Origin of the sequence: Nocardioides currus (assembly GCF_003057875.1) — a bacterium.
Lineage (GTDB): Bacteria > Actinomycetota > Actinomycetes > Propionibacteriales > Nocardioidaceae > Nocardioides > Nocardioides currus.
Window position 1 is genome coordinate 246,156 of sequence record NZ_PYXZ01000006.1, and the last position, 14,839, is coordinate 260,994.

Below are 14,839 nucleotides of genomic sequence, written 5' to 3' on the forward strand. Positions count from 1 at the left end.
AGAGCGGACCGAGGACGTCCTCATTCGAGGTTCGCCGGCTCCCGGGCCGTGCTGACCATGAACTCCCAGACCAGCCCGTGCGCCATCACGACCAGCAGGATGAGCAGGATCGCCTCGGCCTGGATGGGCGCGATGTGCAGCGGCGAGACCAGCTCCGGCACGGCCCCGATCACCGCCACCAGCGCGTAGACCACCCCGACGAGCCACCGGTGCCGCATCAGCGGTCCGGCGACGACGGGCGCGGCGGCCTGCGACCGGAGGAGCCGAAGGGTCGACACGCAGCCGACGACCGCGACGGCGACGAAGCTGAAGCGCCAGATCTGCGGCGTCTCGGTGCCGCCGACCTGCGCGAACAGGCCCATCAGCGCCGGCAGCAGGAAGCCGAGGTAGACCCCGCCCACGATGCTGCGCATGCCCGGCTCGCGCAGCCAGTCCTCGTGCCGCTGGACGACGCCCCACCACAGCCCGAGCAGGGTGAAGCAGGTCGCGGAGAAGAGTGCGTAGAAGGTGCTGACGTCCATGGCGGCTCCTGATCCGCCCCCATGCTAGGGCGGATCAGACCCGGGCGGCATCCCATTGCGGGTCGCGACCCAGGCGCGCGAGCAGGCGGTCGGTCGCGGACGCGTCGTCGGGCACGGGGACCGCAGCCGTGCACACGCCCTCGGAGTAGAGCGCGTCACCCCACGAGTCGGCGGTCGCGTGGAGGGAGGCGGCCTCCTCCTCGCTGATCGACCAGGGCTGGCCGGTGGCCCGGGCGACGTCGGAGCCGTGGATGACGAGGTCCCACCCGTAGAAGTCGGCCATGGTGTCCGCGATCGTGGTGCGGCCGAAGTAGCCGTCGTACTCCCGCTCGGCGACGCCGTCGCGGCCCAGGACCTCGGCGACGCCGGCCGCGTGCCGGCGCCAGGCAGCGGGCAGGTCGCCGAGGTCGGGCGCGGGTCCGGGCTCGAGGTCCTGCCGCGTCAGGAAGTCCCGCTCGGTCTCGATCGCGTGCTCGACGACGTCGCGCACGGACCAGTCGTCGCAGGGCGTCGGGGCGTCCCACGGCTGCTCGCCCGCACCGTCGACACGGTCGAGGATGGCGCCGAACGCGTCGGCTCGCTGCATGAACTTGTCTGCGGTCTCGGTCATGGGTCCACGCTCGCAGGGCGGGTGTCGGTGCCTCTTGTGATAATCCGACACATGCCGAACCCCGAGGTGGACCCGGTCGACCGCGCCCACCTGACGGGCCTCACGCGACCGTCCCCGCCGATCCACCGCTACGCGCCCTCGTCCGGCCTGGCCGACCTCGTCGAGCGCTACTGGATCCCGGTGTGGTCGGTGCCGGCCCCGTCGACCCAGAGCACGCTCCAGCACCCGGTCTGCCTGATCGTCGTCAGCAACACCTACGCCCGGTTCTACGGCACGACGTCCGGTCGCTCGAGCGTGACGCTCGAGGGTGACGGCTGGGCGGTCGGCACCATGTTCACGCCCGCCGCCGGCCGGCTCGTGCTGGGTCGGTCGGTCGCCGGCGTCACCGACACCCACCTCGACCTGGCCGAGGTCGACGGCCTCGACGACGCGGGGATGGTCGCCGAGATCCATGCCGCGATGACGCCCGACCCGCACGACCCCGGCGCCCACGCGGCGGCGATCGCCGCCGTCGAGCGGAGGCTGGCGGCGTACACCCCCGTCGACGAGCCCGGGCTGCTGATCAACGAGGTGGTGACCTGGCTGCGCGAGCACCCCGAGGTGACGCGCGTCCACGAGCTCGCCGCCCACGTCGGGATGGGCGAGCGCAGCCTGCAGCGGCTCGTGGAGCAGCGCGTCGGGATGAGCCCCAAGTGGCTGATCCAGCGCCGTCGTCTCCACGACGCGGTCGAGGCGCTCAAGGCGGGCGAGTCGTCGTTGGCGGACATGGCGGCGCAGCTGGGCTACGCCGACCAGGCCCACTTCACGCACGACTTCCGCACGGTCACCGGGATGACGCCGGGGGAGTACCTCGGCGACCAGCCCCGGACCTGACGTCCTCAGGCCGTCTGCATCACCGACGACCGCACCACCGCGGCGCCCGCGAGCTGACCGGCTGCCGCAGCGGCGAGCACCGACGGCATCGGCATCGGCAGCTCGGCAACGTGCGCCAGGTCGCCGGCCGCGAAGACGCCAGGGACGCTGGTGGCGCCGAAGAGGTCGATCGCGATGCAGCCGCTGTCGCGCATCTCGAGGCCGAGCTGGGCGGCGAAGGGCGCCGACTGCTCGAAGGCCGGGTGGGCGAAGAGTCCGTCCACGACGACCGAGGAGTCACCCGACGTCACGACGAGCCCGTCGGAGGTCAGCTCGACGCTGGTCACGGCTGGCACGACCGCGATCGATCCGACGATCGGCGACAGCAGCGGGACCTGGTGCTCGGCGGCGGGGGAGTCCTGGATCGCGATCCGCTTCCCGTGGAGCTCGTGACCGTGGCAGAAGGGGCACACGTGCACCGTGCGGCCCCACTGCTCGGCGAAGCCATCTATGTCGGGCATGACGTCGCGCAGGCCGGTGGCGAGCACGACGGCGCGGCTCGTCTCGACCGATCCGTCGGCGAGCGTGACCTCGAAGGTGCCGTCGTCGAGCCGCACGACGGTGGTCGCCGCGACGTCGCGCACCTCGACCTCGGCGTACGCCGCGAGCTCGCCGCGCACGATCGACCTGAACTCCGCGGGGGCGCGGCCGTCGTTGGTGATGATGTTGTGCATGGCGTCGACCGGCGCGTTGCGGTACGCGCCGGAGTCGAGCATCAGGGTGGGACGGTGCATCCGTCCGAGGGTCAGTGTGGCCTGCAGGCCGGCGGGGCCGCCGCCGATCACGATCGCGTCCAGCATGTGTATCTCCTTCGTCATTTGCCAACAGATAGGAGCATGTGACTTCATGTCAACATGAAGTCAAGTCGCGATCGGACCTGGTCGGTGGGAGAGGTGGCGGAGCGCTTCGACCTGCCCACGAACGTGCTGCGGCACTGGGAGTCGGTGGGCCTGCTCACGCCGGAGCGCGACTCCGCCGACCGGCGCCGCTACGCGCGCGACGACATCGCCCGGGTGGCCGCGATCCAGCGCAACAAGGACGCCGGCATGAGCCTCGACCAGATCGCGGTGCTGCTCGACGCCGGCTCCCCGGAGCGGCACGCCGTGCTCAGGGCACACCTCGACGACCTCGACCGGCGCATGGAGCAGATGCGGATCTCACGCGAGATGACCGAGCACGCCTTCAACTGCCGGGCCCACGACCTGACCGCCTGCCCGGGGTTCCAGCGGCACGTCAAGGACCTGATGGCGGCCTTCGACTGATGCGCGCGACTCACATCCGCTCGGGCGCCTCGATCCCGAGCAGGTCGAGTCCCTGCACGAGGACGGCGAGCGTCACGGCGGACAGCGAGAGCCGTGAGCCCCGTTGCTCGACGGTGTCGGCCTTGAGCACCGGGCACTGCTCGTAGAAGGTCGAGAACTCCTGGGCCAGCTCGAACAGGTAGGTGCACAGGCGGTGCGGCGCGAGGTCGTCGCCGACCTCGGCGACCACGGACCCGAAGGCAAGCAGCCGCAGGGCGAGCGCGCGCTCGGCGGGAGCCCCGAGGGAGATCGGGGCCTCGAACCGCGGGTCGACGCCGGCGGAGCGGAAGATCGACCGGATCCGGGTGGTGGCGTACTGCAGGTAGGGGCCGGTGTTGCCGGTGTAGGCGAGCATCCGGTCGAGGTCGAAGACGTACTCCGAGTCGTGGGCGACGCTGAGGTCGGCATACTTCACCGCGCCGATCCCGACCTGGGGCGCGATCGACGCACGCACCTCCTCGGGCAGCTCGGGGCGCGTCCGGTCGACCTCGCGACGCGCGTTGGCCATCGCCTCCTCGAGGAGCGCCATCAGGCGCAGCGGGGCGCCGGAGCGGGTGCGCAGGATCTTGCGGTCCTCGCCGAGCACGTTGCCGATCCGCACGTGGACCACCTCGACGTGGTCGGGCAGCCAGCCGGCGAGCCGAGCCGTCTCCCACACCATCTCCAGGTGCAGGGCCTGCGGCACGCCGATGACGTAGAGGCAGCGATCGGCGCCGAGCCGCTCGACGCGGTGCCGGATCGTGGCGAGGTCGGTGGTCGCGTAGCCGTAGCCGCCGTCGGACTTGCGGATGATCAGCGGCTGCGGCTTGCCCTCGCGCCCGGTGTAGCCGTCGAGGAAGACGCACAGGGCGCCGTCGCTCATCGTCGCGAGCCCGGCGGCCTCGAGCTCGTCGCAGATGCCGGCCAGGTCGTCGTTGTACGTCGACTCGCCGGCCAGGTCGCCGTCGGTGAGCGTCACGCCGAGGGTGGCGTAGATCCGGTTGAAGTAGCGCCGGGAGAGCTCGACGAGCTCCGACCACAGCCGCAGCGTGTCCTCGTCGCCGGCCTGCAGCGACACCACGCGGGCCCGTGCGCGGGTGGCGAAGTCCTCGTCGCCGTCGAACTGGGCGCGCGCCGCCTGGTAGAACGCGTTGGGATCGCTCTCGAGCAGCAGCGCCTGCTCCGACCCCTCGCCGACGTCGAGCAGGTGCTCGATGAGCATGCCGAACGGCGTGCCCCAGTCGCCGATGTGGTTCTGTCGCACGACGCGGTGGCCGAGGTGCTCGAGCACGCGGGCGAGCGCGTCGCCGACGACGGTGGTGCGCAGGTGCCCGACGTGCATCTCCTTGGCGACATTGGGGGCGCTGTAGTCGATCGGCACGACCTGGGCCTCCTGCGTCGGCACGCCCAGGCGCTCGTCCGCGGCCAGGTCGGCCAGCAGTGACTCGATCCAGGCGTCGTCGAAGGTGAGGTTGAGGAACCCCGGTCCGCTGACGTCGATCGACACCGGCAGGTCGCCGAGCTCGGCCACGATGCGCGTGGCCACGTCGCGGGGCGAGGCGCCGACCCGCTTGGCCAGGGCCAGGGCGGCGTTGGCCTGCACGTCGGCGTACTGACTGGGTCGCAGCACGGGATCGGCCCCTGCGAACTCGGGTCCCAGCGCGCGGGCGATCGCGTCCGAGAGAGCAGGGGCAAGGAGGTCCACCGGCGCTGTCATGCATCAACCCTAGGGTTGTCCGCGTGCCCGTCTCGATCCCGCCCGCCCTCGACGCGCAGCGCGGGAACGGTCCCGACTGGGCGGGCTGGCTCGACCGCCTGCCGCGACTGGCCGCGGACGTGGTCGAGGAGTGGGGCCTCACGCCCGACGGCGAGTCGATGCACGGGGCGTGCTCGTTGGTGCTGCCGGTCCGCACGACCGGCCGCGCACCGGCCGTCCTCAAGCTCACCTACGACGGTGACGACGAGTCCGAACACGAGGGCCTCGCCCTCCAGCGCTGGGGCGGTCGCGGCGTCGTCAGGTTGCTGCGCGCCGACCCGCACCGGCGCGCCCTGCTCCTCGAGCGGCTCCACACCGAGGACCTCTCCGACCTGTGGGACGTGGAGGCCTGCGAGGTCGTCGGCGGCCTCTACTCCCGCCTGCACGTCCCGGCCCTGCCCCAGCTGCGCACCCTCACGTCGTACGTCGCCCGCTGGACCGACGACCTGCAGCGGATGCCCCGCAACGCCCCGATCCCGCGCCGGCTCGTCGAGCAGGCGACCGCGCTGGCGCGGTCGTTCGTCGTCGACGACGCGAGCACCGGCACGATGATCCACGGCGACCTCCACTACGCCAACGTGCTCTCCGCCGACCGGGAGCCGTGGCTGGTGATCGACCCCAAGCCGATGAGCGGCGACCCCACTACGAGCCGGCGCCGCTGCTGTGGAACCGGTGGGACGAGCTGGCCGGCGACATCCGCGGCGGCGTGCGCCGACGCTTCCACGCGGTGGTCGACGCCGCCGGCCTCGACGAGGACCGCGCCCGCGACTGGGTCGTGGTGCGGATGGTGATCAACGCGCACTGGACGATCGAGGACGCCGAGCGGGCCGGTCGCGGCCTCGACGCCGACGAGCAGGCCTGGATCACCCGCTGCGTCGCGATCGCGAAGGCCGTCCAGGACTAGGTCCGGACCGGCAGCGTGACTGAGGGGGTGACGGACGACCCGGTCACTGGCCTAGCCTGCACGACATGGCCTCTCGGGAACCGGTCCGCCACATCGTCGTCATGGGGGTGTCCGGCGTCGGCAAGACCACGATCGCCAAGGGCATCTCCAGCCTCATGGGCTGGACCTTCGCCGAGGGCGACGCCTTCCACTCCGAGGCCAACGTCGCCAAGATGCACGCCGGCCACGCCCTCGACGACGACGACCGCTGGCCGTGGCTGCGCTCGATCGGCGACTGGATGTCGGCCGAGATCGCCGAGGGCCGCTCGGCGGTGGTGACCTGCTCGGCGCTGCGCCGCGCCTACCGCGACGTGCTCCGCGAGGGCCGGCCCGAGGTCGAGTTCTGTCACCTCGCGGCCGAGCAGGACCTCGTCAGCGACCGGCTCGACCACCGGGCCGGGCACTTCATGCCGTCGTCGCTGCTGCCCAGCCAGTTCTCCACCCTCGAACCGCTCGAGCCCGACGAGCCCGGGGTGACGGTCTCCGTCGCCGGCCCGGTGCCCGAGGTCCTCGCTCGTGCGGTCGCCGCGCTCTCGCTCACCCCCGACGAAGGGAAGATCTGATGGAGCTCACCGATGCGGGCAACACCCAGCTGATCCTCGCGGCCCTGCTCGGCATCGCCGCCGTGGTCGTGCTGATCGTCTGGGCCAAGCTGCACCCGTTCCTGGCCCTGATGCTCGGGGCGGCGGTGATGGGCGCCGTGGCCGGCGTCGCGCCGCTCGACATCGTCAACAGCTTCACCGTCGGATTCGGCGGCACCGTCGGGTCGGTCGGGCTGCTGATCGCGCTCGGCGCCATGATCGGCAAGATCCTGGCCGACTCGGGCGGCAGCGACACGATCGTCGACACCATCATCGGCCGGGTCGGCAAGGCCGGGCTGCCGTGGGCGATGGCCCTGATCGCCGCCATCCTCGGCCTCCCGCTCTTCTTCGAGGTCGGCGTCGTGCTGCTCGTCCCGGTCGTGCTGCTGGTCGCGCGCAGGATGGACATCTCGATCATGCGCGTCGGCATCCCGGCCCTGGCCGGCCTCTCGGTGCTGCACGGGCTCGTGCCGCCCCACCCCGGCCCGCTGGTCGCCATCGACAACCTCGGCGCCGACCTCGGCCTCACGCTGCTCTTCGGCCTGGTCGTCGCGATCCCCACGCTGGTCGTCTGCGGTCCGCTGCTCGCCCGCTTCGTCGAGCAGTGGGTGCCGGTGCACGCGCCCGCGCTGGCCGGTGGCCGGGGAGGAGCCGGGGCCGCGGCTGGTGATCGCGCCGAGGTCACGGAGGGTGCGCGGGCCGAGGACGAGGCGCGTACGCCGCTGGGCGAGGGCGTCACCCGCCGACCCGGCTTCGGGGCGGCCGTCGTCTGCATCACCCTGCCGGTCGTGCTGATGCTGCTGCGCGCCATCGCCGAGCTGACGATCGACGACGACGAGAGCACCGTCCTCAAGACCCTGGTCTTCATCGGCACCCCGTCCGTGGCGCTGCTCGCCGCCGTCCTCGTGTCGATGTGGCTGCTGGGGTTCAACACCGGCATGAACCGCAAGCAGGTGGAGTCCTCGCTCGGCTCGGGACTGCCCGGGATCGCCTCGATCCTGCTGATCGTCGCCGCGGGCGGCGGCTTCAAGGCGATGCTGGTCGACGCGGGAGTCGGCGACGTGATCGGCGACTGGGCCGAGGGCTCCGGGATCTCGGTGCTGCTCCTCGGCTGGCTGGTGGCCGTCGGCGTACGCCTCGCGACCGGCTCCGCGACCGTCGCGACCATCACCGCGAGCGGCATCGTGAGCGGCGTCGCCGCCGGTCTCGACGCCCCGACGCTGGCCCTGCTGGTCCTGGCGATCGGCTGCGGATCGGTGTTCTTCAGCCACGTCAACGACGCCGGGTTCTGGCTCGTGAAGGAGTACTTCGGGCTGACGATCGGCCAGACGCTGAAGTCGTGGTCGGTGATGGAGACGGCCATCTCGGTGGTGGGACTGGTGTTCGTGCTGCTTCTCGACCTCGTCGTGTGAGTCGATGGACGGGATTTGCTACCGCCGCGTAACCACGTGATCTAGGTTACTCCCAGGAGTCAGCCCCTGCGGTCCCCGCTGACCGCAGCCGATCAGCCACCCAGGGAGTCCCATGCCCATCAACCACGACACCAGCTTCGTCGACCGACTGCCACGCAACGTCGCGGTGCAGTTCCACGACCGGGTCGAGAAGTCGTCCGCCCACGAGGCCTACCGCTACCCCCAGGGTGACGCGTGGGAGTCGATCACCTGGAAGCAGACGGGGGAGCGGGTCGAGGCACTCGCGGCCGGGCTGCTGTCGCTGGGGCTCGAGCCCGAGCAGCGCGTGGGCATCGCGTCGAGCACCCGTGTCGAGTGGATCCTGGCCGACCTCGCCGTCATGTGCGCTGCCGGCGCCACGACGACGGTCTACCCGTCCACCAACTCCGAGGACACCGCCTACATCCTGGGCGACGCCGACTGCCGGTTCGTCTTCGCCGAGGACGACACCCAGGTCGCCAAGCTGGTCGAGCACCGCAACGAGCTGCCCCACCTCGAGAAGGTCATCACCTTCGACGGCGCCACGAGCGACTGGGTGATCTCCCTGGACGACCTCGCCGCCCTCGGCACGGCCTACCTCGCCGAGCACCCCGACGTCATCGCCGAGAAGGCCGCGGCGATCGAGCCCGACCAGCTCTCCACGCTGATCTACACCTCCGGCACCACGGGTCGCCCCAAGGGCGTCCGCCTGAGCCACCGCTCCTCGGTCTACGAGGGCGAGGCCATCGCGGTGCAGAACATCCTCGACGAGAGCGACCTGCAGTTCCTGTGGCTGCCGATGTCGCACTCCTTCGGCAAGGTGCTGCTCTCCGCCCAGATGGCGTGCGGCTTCGCGACCGCCGTCGACGGCCGGGTCGAGAAGATCGTCGACAACTGCGCCGAGGTGAAGCCCACGTTCATGGGTGCCGCGCCGCGCATCTTCGAGAAGGCCTACGGCCGCATCCAGACCATGCAGGCGGCCGAGGGCGGGGCCAAGGAGAAGCTGTTCCACAAGGCCTTCGCCACCGGCCTCGAGGTCGAGCGGCTCAAGCGCGAGGGCAAGTCCGTCCCGGCTCTCCTGAAGATCCAGCACGGGCTGTTCGACAAGCTGGTCTTCAGCAAGGTCCGGGCCCGCTTCGGTGGCCGCGTGCGCTTCTTCATCTCCGGCTCCGCCGCGCTCAACCGCGACATCGCCGAGTGGTTCAACGCCGCGGGCATCGTCATCCTCGAGGGCTACGGCATGACCGAGAACTTCGCGGGCGCCGCCGTCAACCACCCCGAGGAGAACCGCATCGGCACGGTCGGTCGCGCCCTGCCCGGCTCCGAGATCAAGATCGGCGACGGCGACGAGGTGCTGATCCGCGGCCCCCACGTGATGGGCGGCTACCACAACCTCCCGGAGGAGACGACCCGCACGCTCACCTCCGACGGCTGGCTGCACACCGGCGACAAGGGCTCGCTCGACGCCGACGGCTACCTCACCATCACCGGCCGCATCAAGGAGCTCTTCAAGACCTCCGGCGGCAAGTACATCGCCCCGCCGGCGATCGAGGCCAAGTTCAAGGCGATCTGCCCCTACGCCAGCCAGTTCATGGTCTTCGGCAACGAGCGCAACTACGTCATCGCGCTCGTCACCCTCGACCCCGACGCGATGGTCGGCTGGGCCGCCGAGAACGGCATGGAGGGTGCCTCCTACACCGAGGTCGTCCAGAGCGACGCGGTCAAGTCGATGGTCCAGGGCTACGTCGACGAGCTCAACAACAAGCTCAACCGCTGGGAGACCATCAAGAAGTGGGAGCTGCTCGACCACGACCTCACCATCGAGTCCGGCGAGCTCACCCCTTCGATGAAGGTCAAGCGCAGCGTCGTCGAGGACAACTACAAGGACAAGATCGACGCGCTCTACGCGTGATCACCGCTCCCGCACAGGGAGCACACAGCAATGTCCGGCGCAATGGGTGTCGGTGGGAGACCACCGGCACCCGTTCGCCATTTCCAGGAGACTCGATGAGCCACGACCACCACGACCACCACGAGGTCCACGAGCACGACCTCGGCCTCCAGCACGACCTCGGCACGCTCCGCGACCGCAACCTCGGCCGGCGCGGCATGCTCGGGATCTTCGGCGGCCTCGGCGTCGCGGCGGTCGCCGTCGGCTGTGGGTCCGACTCGAGCGGTACGGCGAGCGCCACCGCGACCTCGACCGCCAGCGCCACCCCGTCCGACCGGCCGTCCCCGCCCGACGGCGGCCCCGGCGGCGACGGCGCACCCCCGGACGGCGGGATGGGTGGCGACGCGAGCGTCGAGGTGGCCGACGGCGAGATCCCCGAGGAGACCGCGGGCCCGTACCCCGGCGACGGCTCCAACGGACCCAACGTGCTGACCGAGAGCGGCGTGGTCCGCTCCGACATCACGGGCAGCTTCGGCACGGCGAGCGGGGTGGCCACCGGCGTGCCCCTGACCCTGCGGTTCCGCGTCCACGACCTGACGGGTGAGGACGTGGAGGTCCTGGCCGGCGCGGCCGTCTACGCCTGGCACTGCGACGCTGCGGGCAGCTACTCGATGTACGACGGCGACGCGGTGGACGAGAACTACCTGCGCGGCGTGCAGGAGAGCGACGCGGACGGCTGGGTGGAGTTCACCAGCATCTTCCCCGGCTGCTACGCGGGTCGCTGGCCGCACGTCCACTTCGAGGTCTACGAGTCGCTGGACCAGGCGACGAGCGCGGCCAACAAGCTGCGCACCTCCCAGCTCGCCTTCCCGCAGGACACCTGCGAGCAGGTCTACGCCACCGACGGCTACGAGTCGTCGGTGTCCAACCTCGCCACCGTGAGCCTGGACTCCGACGGCATCTTCTCCGACGGCTACTCCCTCCAGCTCGCGTCGATGAAGGGATCGGTCGAGGACGGCTTCACCGCCACCCTCAACGTCCCGATCTAGGCGGGGGCGCCATCGGGGGCGTGCTGGTGATTGGATGAGCGCGTGCCCCCCGCTCAACCCGCCGGTCTCCCCCTGCCCGCAGACGGGTCGCTCCCCGACCCCGCGCTGGCCGAGCTGGGCACCCAGCCGTTCGGGCTCTACGTCCACGTCCCGTTCTGCACGGTGCGCTGCGGCTACTGCGACTTCAACACCTACACCGCCGAGGAGCTGGGCGATGCTCCCGGTGCGTCGCGATCGACGTACGCCGAAGCGGTGATCCACGAGATCCGGCACGCCCGCCGGGTGCTGGGCGACCGGGACCTGCCGATCGACACCATCTTCTTCGGCGGCGGCACGCCCACGCTGATCAAGCCGGCCGACCTCGGGGCCGTGGTCGCGAGCGCGGCCGCCGAGTTCGGGCTGGCCCACCACACCGAGATCACGACCGAGGCCAACCCCGACTCGGTCACGGCGTGGGACCTCGAGGAGCTGCGGCTCGCCGGCTTCACCCGGATCAGCTTCGGGATGCAGTCGGCCGTCGACCACGTCCTCAAGGTGCTCGACCGCACCCACGACCCGCTGCGGGTGCCGGCGGCCGTCGCCTGGGCGCGCGCGGCCGGCTTCGAGGAGGTCTCGCTCGACCTGATCTACGGCACGCCGGGGGAATCGCTCTCCGACTGGGAGACCTCGCTGGACGCCGCGCTCGCGTGCGAGCCCGACCACGTGTCGGCCTACTCCCTGATCGTCGAGGACGGCACCGCGCTCGCCCGGCGCGTGCGTCGCGGCGAGCTGCCGATGCCCGACGAGGACGACCTCGCCGACAAGTACGAGCTGGCCGACGACCGGCTGACCGCCGCGGGCCTCGAGTGGTACGAGGTGTCCAACTGGGCGCGTCGGCCCGAGAGCCGCTGCCGCCACAACATCCTCTACTGGACCGGCGGGCACTGGTGGGGCGCCGGACCGGGCGCGCACTCGCACGTCGGCGGCGTGCGCTGGTGGAACGTCAAGCACCCCGCGGCGTACGCCGATCGTCTGGCCGCCGGCACCAGCCCGGCGATGGCGCACGAGGTGCTCAGCGACGAGGACCGTCGCGTCGAGCGGATCCTGCTCGAGCTGCGCCTGCGCGACGGCCTGCCCGTCCTCGCGCTCGACCGGCAGGGCCGCTCCCAGGTCGCCCGTCTCGTCGAGGAGGGGCTGGTCACGCTGGCCACCGAACGCCTCGTCCTCACCCGCCGCGGGCGGCTCCTCGCCGACGGGGTCGTGCGCGACCTCACCTGATCGTCGCTGGTTGAGGTGCGATCGCAGCGAGCCTCGAAACCGACACGCTCCACCGGGAAACGTCCCGTTGCCGCAAGCGGCGGCGGCGGGGCTTCGCCTCCGACCTCCGCCGCGACTACGTCGCGTCGGAGGTCGTCGGCTCGGTGGTGAAGTCGATCAGCTCCTCGACGCGGCCGAGCAGCGCCGGGTCGAGGTCCTCGAACCCGCGCACGCCGCCGAGGATGTGCTTCCACGCGCGGGCGATGTCGGCCTGGTCGCGGTGCGGCCAGCCGAGCTGCTGGCAGGTGCCCTTCTTCCAGTCGATGTGGCGCGGCACGTCGGGCCAGCGCTTGATGCCGAGCCGGCTCGGCTTGACGGCCTGCCAGATGTCGATGAAGGGGTGCCCGACGATGAGCACGTGCTTGCCGATCGGGGACCTCGCGATGCCCTGCGCGATCCGGCTCTCCTTCGACCCGGGCACCAGGTGGTCGACCAGCACGCCGACGCGGCGCTGCGGCCCGGGATTGAAGTCGCGCAGGTGCTCGGCGAGGTCGTCGACCCCGCCGAGGAACTCCACGACGACGCCCTCGATCCGCAGGTCGTCGCCCCACACCTTCTCGACCAGCTCGGCGTCGTGGCGGCCCTCGACGAAGATCCGGCTGGCGCGCGCCACGCGGGCCCTTGCGTCGTGGACGGCGATCGAGCCGCTCGCCGTACGCGTCTTCCTCTCCGGCCCCGACCGCACCGGGCGACCCAGCACGACGGGCTTGCCCTCGAGCAGGAAGCCCGGGCCGAGCGGGAAGGTACGCCGCTTGGCGCGGCGGTCCTCGAGCGTCACCGTGTCGAGGTCACGGTCGATCGCGACGACCTCGCCGCACCAGTCGGTCATGACCTCCTCGAGGACCATGCCCATCTCGGCGGGCACGTCGACGGCGCGGCCGTTCTTCGGCGCTCGCCAGTCGGTGGTCAGGACGTCGGAGCCGTATCGGTCGTGAGTCACCGGGTTACGGTACGGATCCATACGACTTCATCGGGGGAGGGCTCGCCGTGGCCAGCAGGAGACGAACGACGCACAACACGCAGATCGCGCGGGGGCTGGGCGGGCGGACCGGCTTCGCCACCGAGGAGCTCGATCGCGGGGACCAGCCCGCCCGGACCGGCTCGCGCTCGGAGCGCGTGGCTGCCGGGCGGATCTGGCACGACGCGATCAACCACTTCGAGGACTACGCCGACGACGACCTGGTCCGCACGACGCGGTTCCGGCTGCGCGGCGACTGGTTGATCGCGCTGGCCGCCATCATGTTCTTCGTCGGTGGCTACGCGGCCTTCATCGTCTTCCTGGCGACGACCCGCTAGCCGGAGATGCCGGCGCCGTTCGCGCCGTCGCCGCTGACGGACTCGGGATCGGTCTCGTCGCCCTCGGCGGACCCACCGGTGGCGCCGGTCTCGTCGGACTCGCCGAGATCGCCGTCGGTGTGGAAGGTGCCCGTCGTGTCGTCCTGGGTGTCGTCCATGCCCAGCTCGTCGGCGTCCTTGGTCTCCTCGGCGTCGGGGTCGAGGGGCTCCGCGAGCGGGTTGTCCTCGCCGGGCTGGAGGTCCTCGGGCAGCTGGTCGTCGCCGATGCCGGCGAGCTTCTGTCCATCGGGGGAGGCGGTCCCGCCCTCGTGGTCGGCGTCGGCCTCGCTGGTGGTGGCGCTGGCCTGGGGCAGGTCGCTGGATTCGCTCATGCCTCGTTCCTACGGCACGGGGGGCTCGCGAGCAACACCCCTTCAGACCAGCGGCAGCCGCTTCTGCGAGCGGGGCAGGTGCTCGTAGCCGAGCCGGACCGCGGAGGTGAGGAGCGCCGGGTCCCACGGCCACTCGCCCTCCTCGAGGGCTCGCGAGAGCGGGACGCCGCGCCCGGCCAGGTCGCGGATGGTCTCGGCGATGATCCCGAGCTCGGTCCGCTGCTCCTGGACGTAGTCCATGTCGATCAGCCGGCCGTGGCCGGGGACGACGACGGTGGCGTCGGTCATCAGGCCGAGGACCAGGTCGAGCGTGAGCGGCCACTCGAGCGGGAACGAGTCGTCACCGATGAAGGGCTTGTCCGACTCCTCGACGAGGTCGCCGCCGACGATCACGTCGGCGTCCGGGACGCGCACGACCAGGTCGCCGGCGGTGTGGCCGCGGCCGGGGTGGATGAGCTCGACCGACCGGTCGCCCAGGTCGAGGGCGACGGCGGAGGAGAAGCCGTGGGTCGCGGGCCGGAGCGTCGTCGCGTGGATCTCCTCGGCCCGCGGGTGCTCGGCGAGGTGCTCGCTGTGGACGCCGCCCGTCGCGACCATCCGCTCGAGCGCGAAGTCCGTGGCGTGGACCGGCAGGTCGCCGTACGTCGTCAGCATGACGTCGTTGCCGAACCAGTGGTCCCAGTGGTCGTGGGTGTTGACCAGCGCGGTCAGTGGCCCGGCGCCGAGGCGGCGGACGTCGTCGGCGACGACCCTCGCCTGCTGCTCGGAGCCGTGGGTGTCGATCATGACCAGCCCGTCGCTGCCGCCGACGAGCGTGATGTTGACGTGCATCCAGTCGTAGTGGGCCACCCAGACACGCGGGGCGACCTCGATGAACTCGGGCATGGCGGCCACTGTAGGCAG

17 protein-coding genes are annotated in these 14,839 nt (G+C 71.4%); 10 read left to right on the plus strand and 7 right to left on the minus strand.

Annotated features, from left to right (window positions below):
* Window positions 1-20: 20 nt before the first annotated feature.
* Together C7S10_RS14875 and C7S10_RS14880 are read right to left on the minus strand one after the other, a co-directional pair.
* On the minus strand, window positions 21-521 hold the full coding sequence (locus tag C7S10_RS14875; RefSeq protein ID WP_108345211.1) for a hypothetical protein: 501 nt from the start codon (window positions 519-521) through the stop codon (window positions 21-23).
* Window positions 522-555: 34 nt separating this feature from the next.
* Window positions 556-1,131 carry a TIGR03086 family metal-binding protein gene (locus C7S10_RS14880; protein ID WP_108345212.1) on the minus strand — a complete coding sequence of 192 codons (576 nt, stop codon included), beginning with the start codon at window positions 1,129-1,131 and terminating at the stop codon, window positions 556-558.
* A 51-nt stretch (window positions 1,132-1,182) separates the two neighbouring features.
* Here C7S10_RS14880 and C7S10_RS14885 point away from each other — a divergent pair, with 51 nt between their 5' ends.
* The gene (locus tag C7S10_RS14885) at window positions 1,183-2,004 is read left to right on the plus strand and encodes a helix-turn-helix domain-containing protein (protein ID WP_108345213.1); all 822 of its coding nucleotides are present in this window, start codon (window positions 1,183-1,185) and stop codon (window positions 2,002-2,004) included.
* A 5-nt stretch (window positions 2,005-2,009) separates the two neighbouring features.
* On the opposite strand, the gene C7S10_RS14890 is transcribed toward C7S10_RS14885, so the two are convergent.
* Entirely contained in the window at window positions 2,010-2,843 is an 834-nt protein-coding gene (locus tag C7S10_RS14890) for an NAD(P)/FAD-dependent oxidoreductase (protein WP_108345214.1), read from the minus strand.
* A gap of 54 nt (window positions 2,844-2,897) precedes the next feature.
* On the opposite strand from C7S10_RS14890, the gene C7S10_RS14895 reads away from it, so the two are divergent.
* Window positions 2,898-3,305 (plus strand): MerR family transcriptional regulator, encoded by a 408-nt coding sequence (locus C7S10_RS14895; protein WP_108345215.1) that lies wholly within the window; start codon window positions 2,898-2,900, stop codon window positions 3,303-3,305.
* 10 nt (window positions 3,306-3,315) lie between these two features.
* Here C7S10_RS14895 and argS read toward each other — a convergent pair whose 3' ends face one another.
* The gene (gene argS, locus C7S10_RS14900; RefSeq protein ID WP_108345216.1) at window positions 3,316-5,040 is read right to left on the minus strand and encodes an arginine--tRNA ligase; all 1,725 of its coding nucleotides are present in this window, start codon (window positions 5,038-5,040) and stop codon (window positions 3,316-3,318) included.
* Between the two features lie 23 nt (window positions 5,041-5,063).
* Between argS and C7S10_RS14905 the strand changes: the two genes are divergently transcribed.
* The 7 genes from C7S10_RS14905 to hemW all read left to right on the plus strand — a co-directional run bounded on the left by C7S10_RS14905 (window position 5,064) and on the right by hemW (window position 12,230).
* On the plus strand, window positions 5,064-5,870 hold the full coding sequence (locus tag C7S10_RS14905) for an aminoglycoside phosphotransferase family protein (protein ID WP_243395394.1): 807 nt from the start codon (window positions 5,064-5,066) through the stop codon (window positions 5,868-5,870).
* On the plus strand, window positions 5,807-5,983 hold the full coding sequence (locus C7S10_RS22845) for a hypothetical protein (protein WP_243395395.1): 177 nt from the start codon (window positions 5,807-5,809) through the stop codon (window positions 5,981-5,983). The genes C7S10_RS14905 and C7S10_RS22845 overlap by 64 nt, the downstream gene beginning before the upstream one ends.
* A 65-nt stretch (window positions 5,984-6,048) precedes the next feature.
* Entirely contained in the window at window positions 6,049-6,585 is a 537-nt protein-coding gene (locus C7S10_RS14910) for a gluconokinase (protein WP_108345217.1), read from the plus strand.
* Window positions 6,585-8,015 (plus strand): GntP family permease, encoded by a 1,431-nt coding sequence (locus tag C7S10_RS14915; protein ID WP_108345218.1) that lies wholly within the window; start codon window positions 6,585-6,587, stop codon window positions 8,013-8,015. Before C7S10_RS14910 ends, C7S10_RS14915 begins: the two co-directional genes overlap by 1 nt.
* 112 nt (window positions 8,016-8,127) lie before the next feature.
* Complete coding sequence (locus C7S10_RS14920; RefSeq protein ID WP_108345219.1) at window positions 8,128-9,945, plus strand: AMP-dependent synthetase/ligase; 1,818 nt, start codon at window positions 8,128-8,130, stop codon at window positions 9,943-9,945.
* Between the two features lie 95 nt (window positions 9,946-10,040).
* Window positions 10,041-10,973 carry an intradiol ring-cleavage dioxygenase gene (locus C7S10_RS14925; RefSeq protein ID WP_108345220.1) on the plus strand — a complete coding sequence of 311 codons (933 nt, stop codon included), beginning with the start codon at window positions 10,041-10,043 and terminating at the stop codon, window positions 10,971-10,973.
* 42 nt (window positions 10,974-11,015) lie between these two features.
* Entirely contained in the window at window positions 11,016-12,230 is a 1,215-nt protein-coding gene (gene hemW / locus C7S10_RS14930; RefSeq protein ID WP_108345221.1) for a radical SAM family heme chaperone HemW, read from the plus strand.
* Between the two features lie 115 nt (window positions 12,231-12,345).
* Here hemW and C7S10_RS14935 read toward each other — a convergent pair whose 3' ends face one another.
* The gene (locus tag C7S10_RS14935) at window positions 12,346-13,209 is read right to left on the minus strand and encodes a DUF3097 domain-containing protein (RefSeq protein WP_243395396.1); all 864 of its coding nucleotides are present in this window, start codon (window positions 13,207-13,209) and stop codon (window positions 12,346-12,348) included.
* 47 nt (window positions 13,210-13,256) lie between these two features.
* Here C7S10_RS14935 and C7S10_RS14940 point away from each other — a divergent pair, with 47 nt between their 5' ends.
* Window positions 13,257-13,565 (plus strand): hypothetical protein, encoded by a 309-nt coding sequence (locus C7S10_RS14940; protein ID WP_108345223.1) that lies wholly within the window; start codon window positions 13,257-13,259, stop codon window positions 13,563-13,565.
* On the opposite strand, the gene C7S10_RS14945 is transcribed toward C7S10_RS14940, so the two are convergent.
* A complete protein-coding gene (locus tag C7S10_RS14945; RefSeq protein WP_108345224.1) occupies window positions 13,562-13,936 on the minus strand; it encodes a hypothetical protein in 375 nt (124 codons plus the stop codon). The genes C7S10_RS14940 and C7S10_RS14945 overlap by 4 nt on opposite strands.
* 42 nt (window positions 13,937-13,978) lie before the next feature.
* Entirely contained in the window at window positions 13,979-14,821 is an 843-nt protein-coding gene (locus tag C7S10_RS14950; protein ID WP_133176531.1) for an MBL fold metallo-hydrolase, read from the minus strand.
* Window positions 14,822-14,839 lie beyond the last annotated feature (18 nt).

Coding starts and splice junctions, on each gene's coding strand:
- C7S10_RS14925 (WP_108345220.1), top strand. CDS start 10,041: ATGAGCCACGACCACCACGACCACCACGAGGTCCACGAGCACGACCTC.
- C7S10_RS14895 (WP_108345215.1), top strand. CDS start 2,898: ATGAAGTCAAGTCGCGATCGGACCTGGTCGGTGGGAGAGGTGGCGGAG.
- C7S10_RS14880 (WP_108345212.1), bottom strand. CDS start 1,131: ATGACCGAGACCGCAGACAAGTTCATGCAGCGAGCCGACGCGTTCGGC.
- C7S10_RS14915 (WP_108345218.1), top strand. CDS start 6,585: ATGGAGCTCACCGATGCGGGCAACACCCAGCTGATCCTCGCGGCCCTG.
- C7S10_RS14875 (WP_108345211.1), bottom strand. CDS start 521: ATGGACGTCAGCACCTTCTACGCACTCTTCTCCGCGACCTGCTTCACC.
- C7S10_RS14920 (WP_108345219.1), top strand. CDS start 8,128: ATGCCCATCAACCACGACACCAGCTTCGTCGACCGACTGCCACGCAAC.
- C7S10_RS14910 (WP_108345217.1), top strand. CDS start 6,049: ATGGCCTCTCGGGAACCGGTCCGCCACATCGTCGTCATGGGGGTGTCC.
- C7S10_RS14950 (WP_133176531.1), bottom strand. CDS start 14,821: ATGCCCGAGTTCATCGAGGTCGCCCCGCGTGTCTGGGTGGCCCACTAC.
- argS (WP_108345216.1), bottom strand. CDS start 5,040: ATGACAGCGCCGGTGGACCTCCTTGCCCCTGCTCTCTCGGACGCGATC.
- C7S10_RS14945 (WP_108345224.1), bottom strand. CDS start 13,936: ATGAGCGAATCCAGCGACCTGCCCCAGGCCAGCGCCACCACCAGCGAG.
- C7S10_RS14885 (WP_108345213.1), top strand. CDS start 1,183: ATGCCGAACCCCGAGGTGGACCCGGTCGACCGCGCCCACCTGACGGGC.
- C7S10_RS14890 (WP_108345214.1), bottom strand. CDS start 2,843: ATGCTGGACGCGATCGTGATCGGCGGCGGCCCCGCCGGCCTGCAGGCC.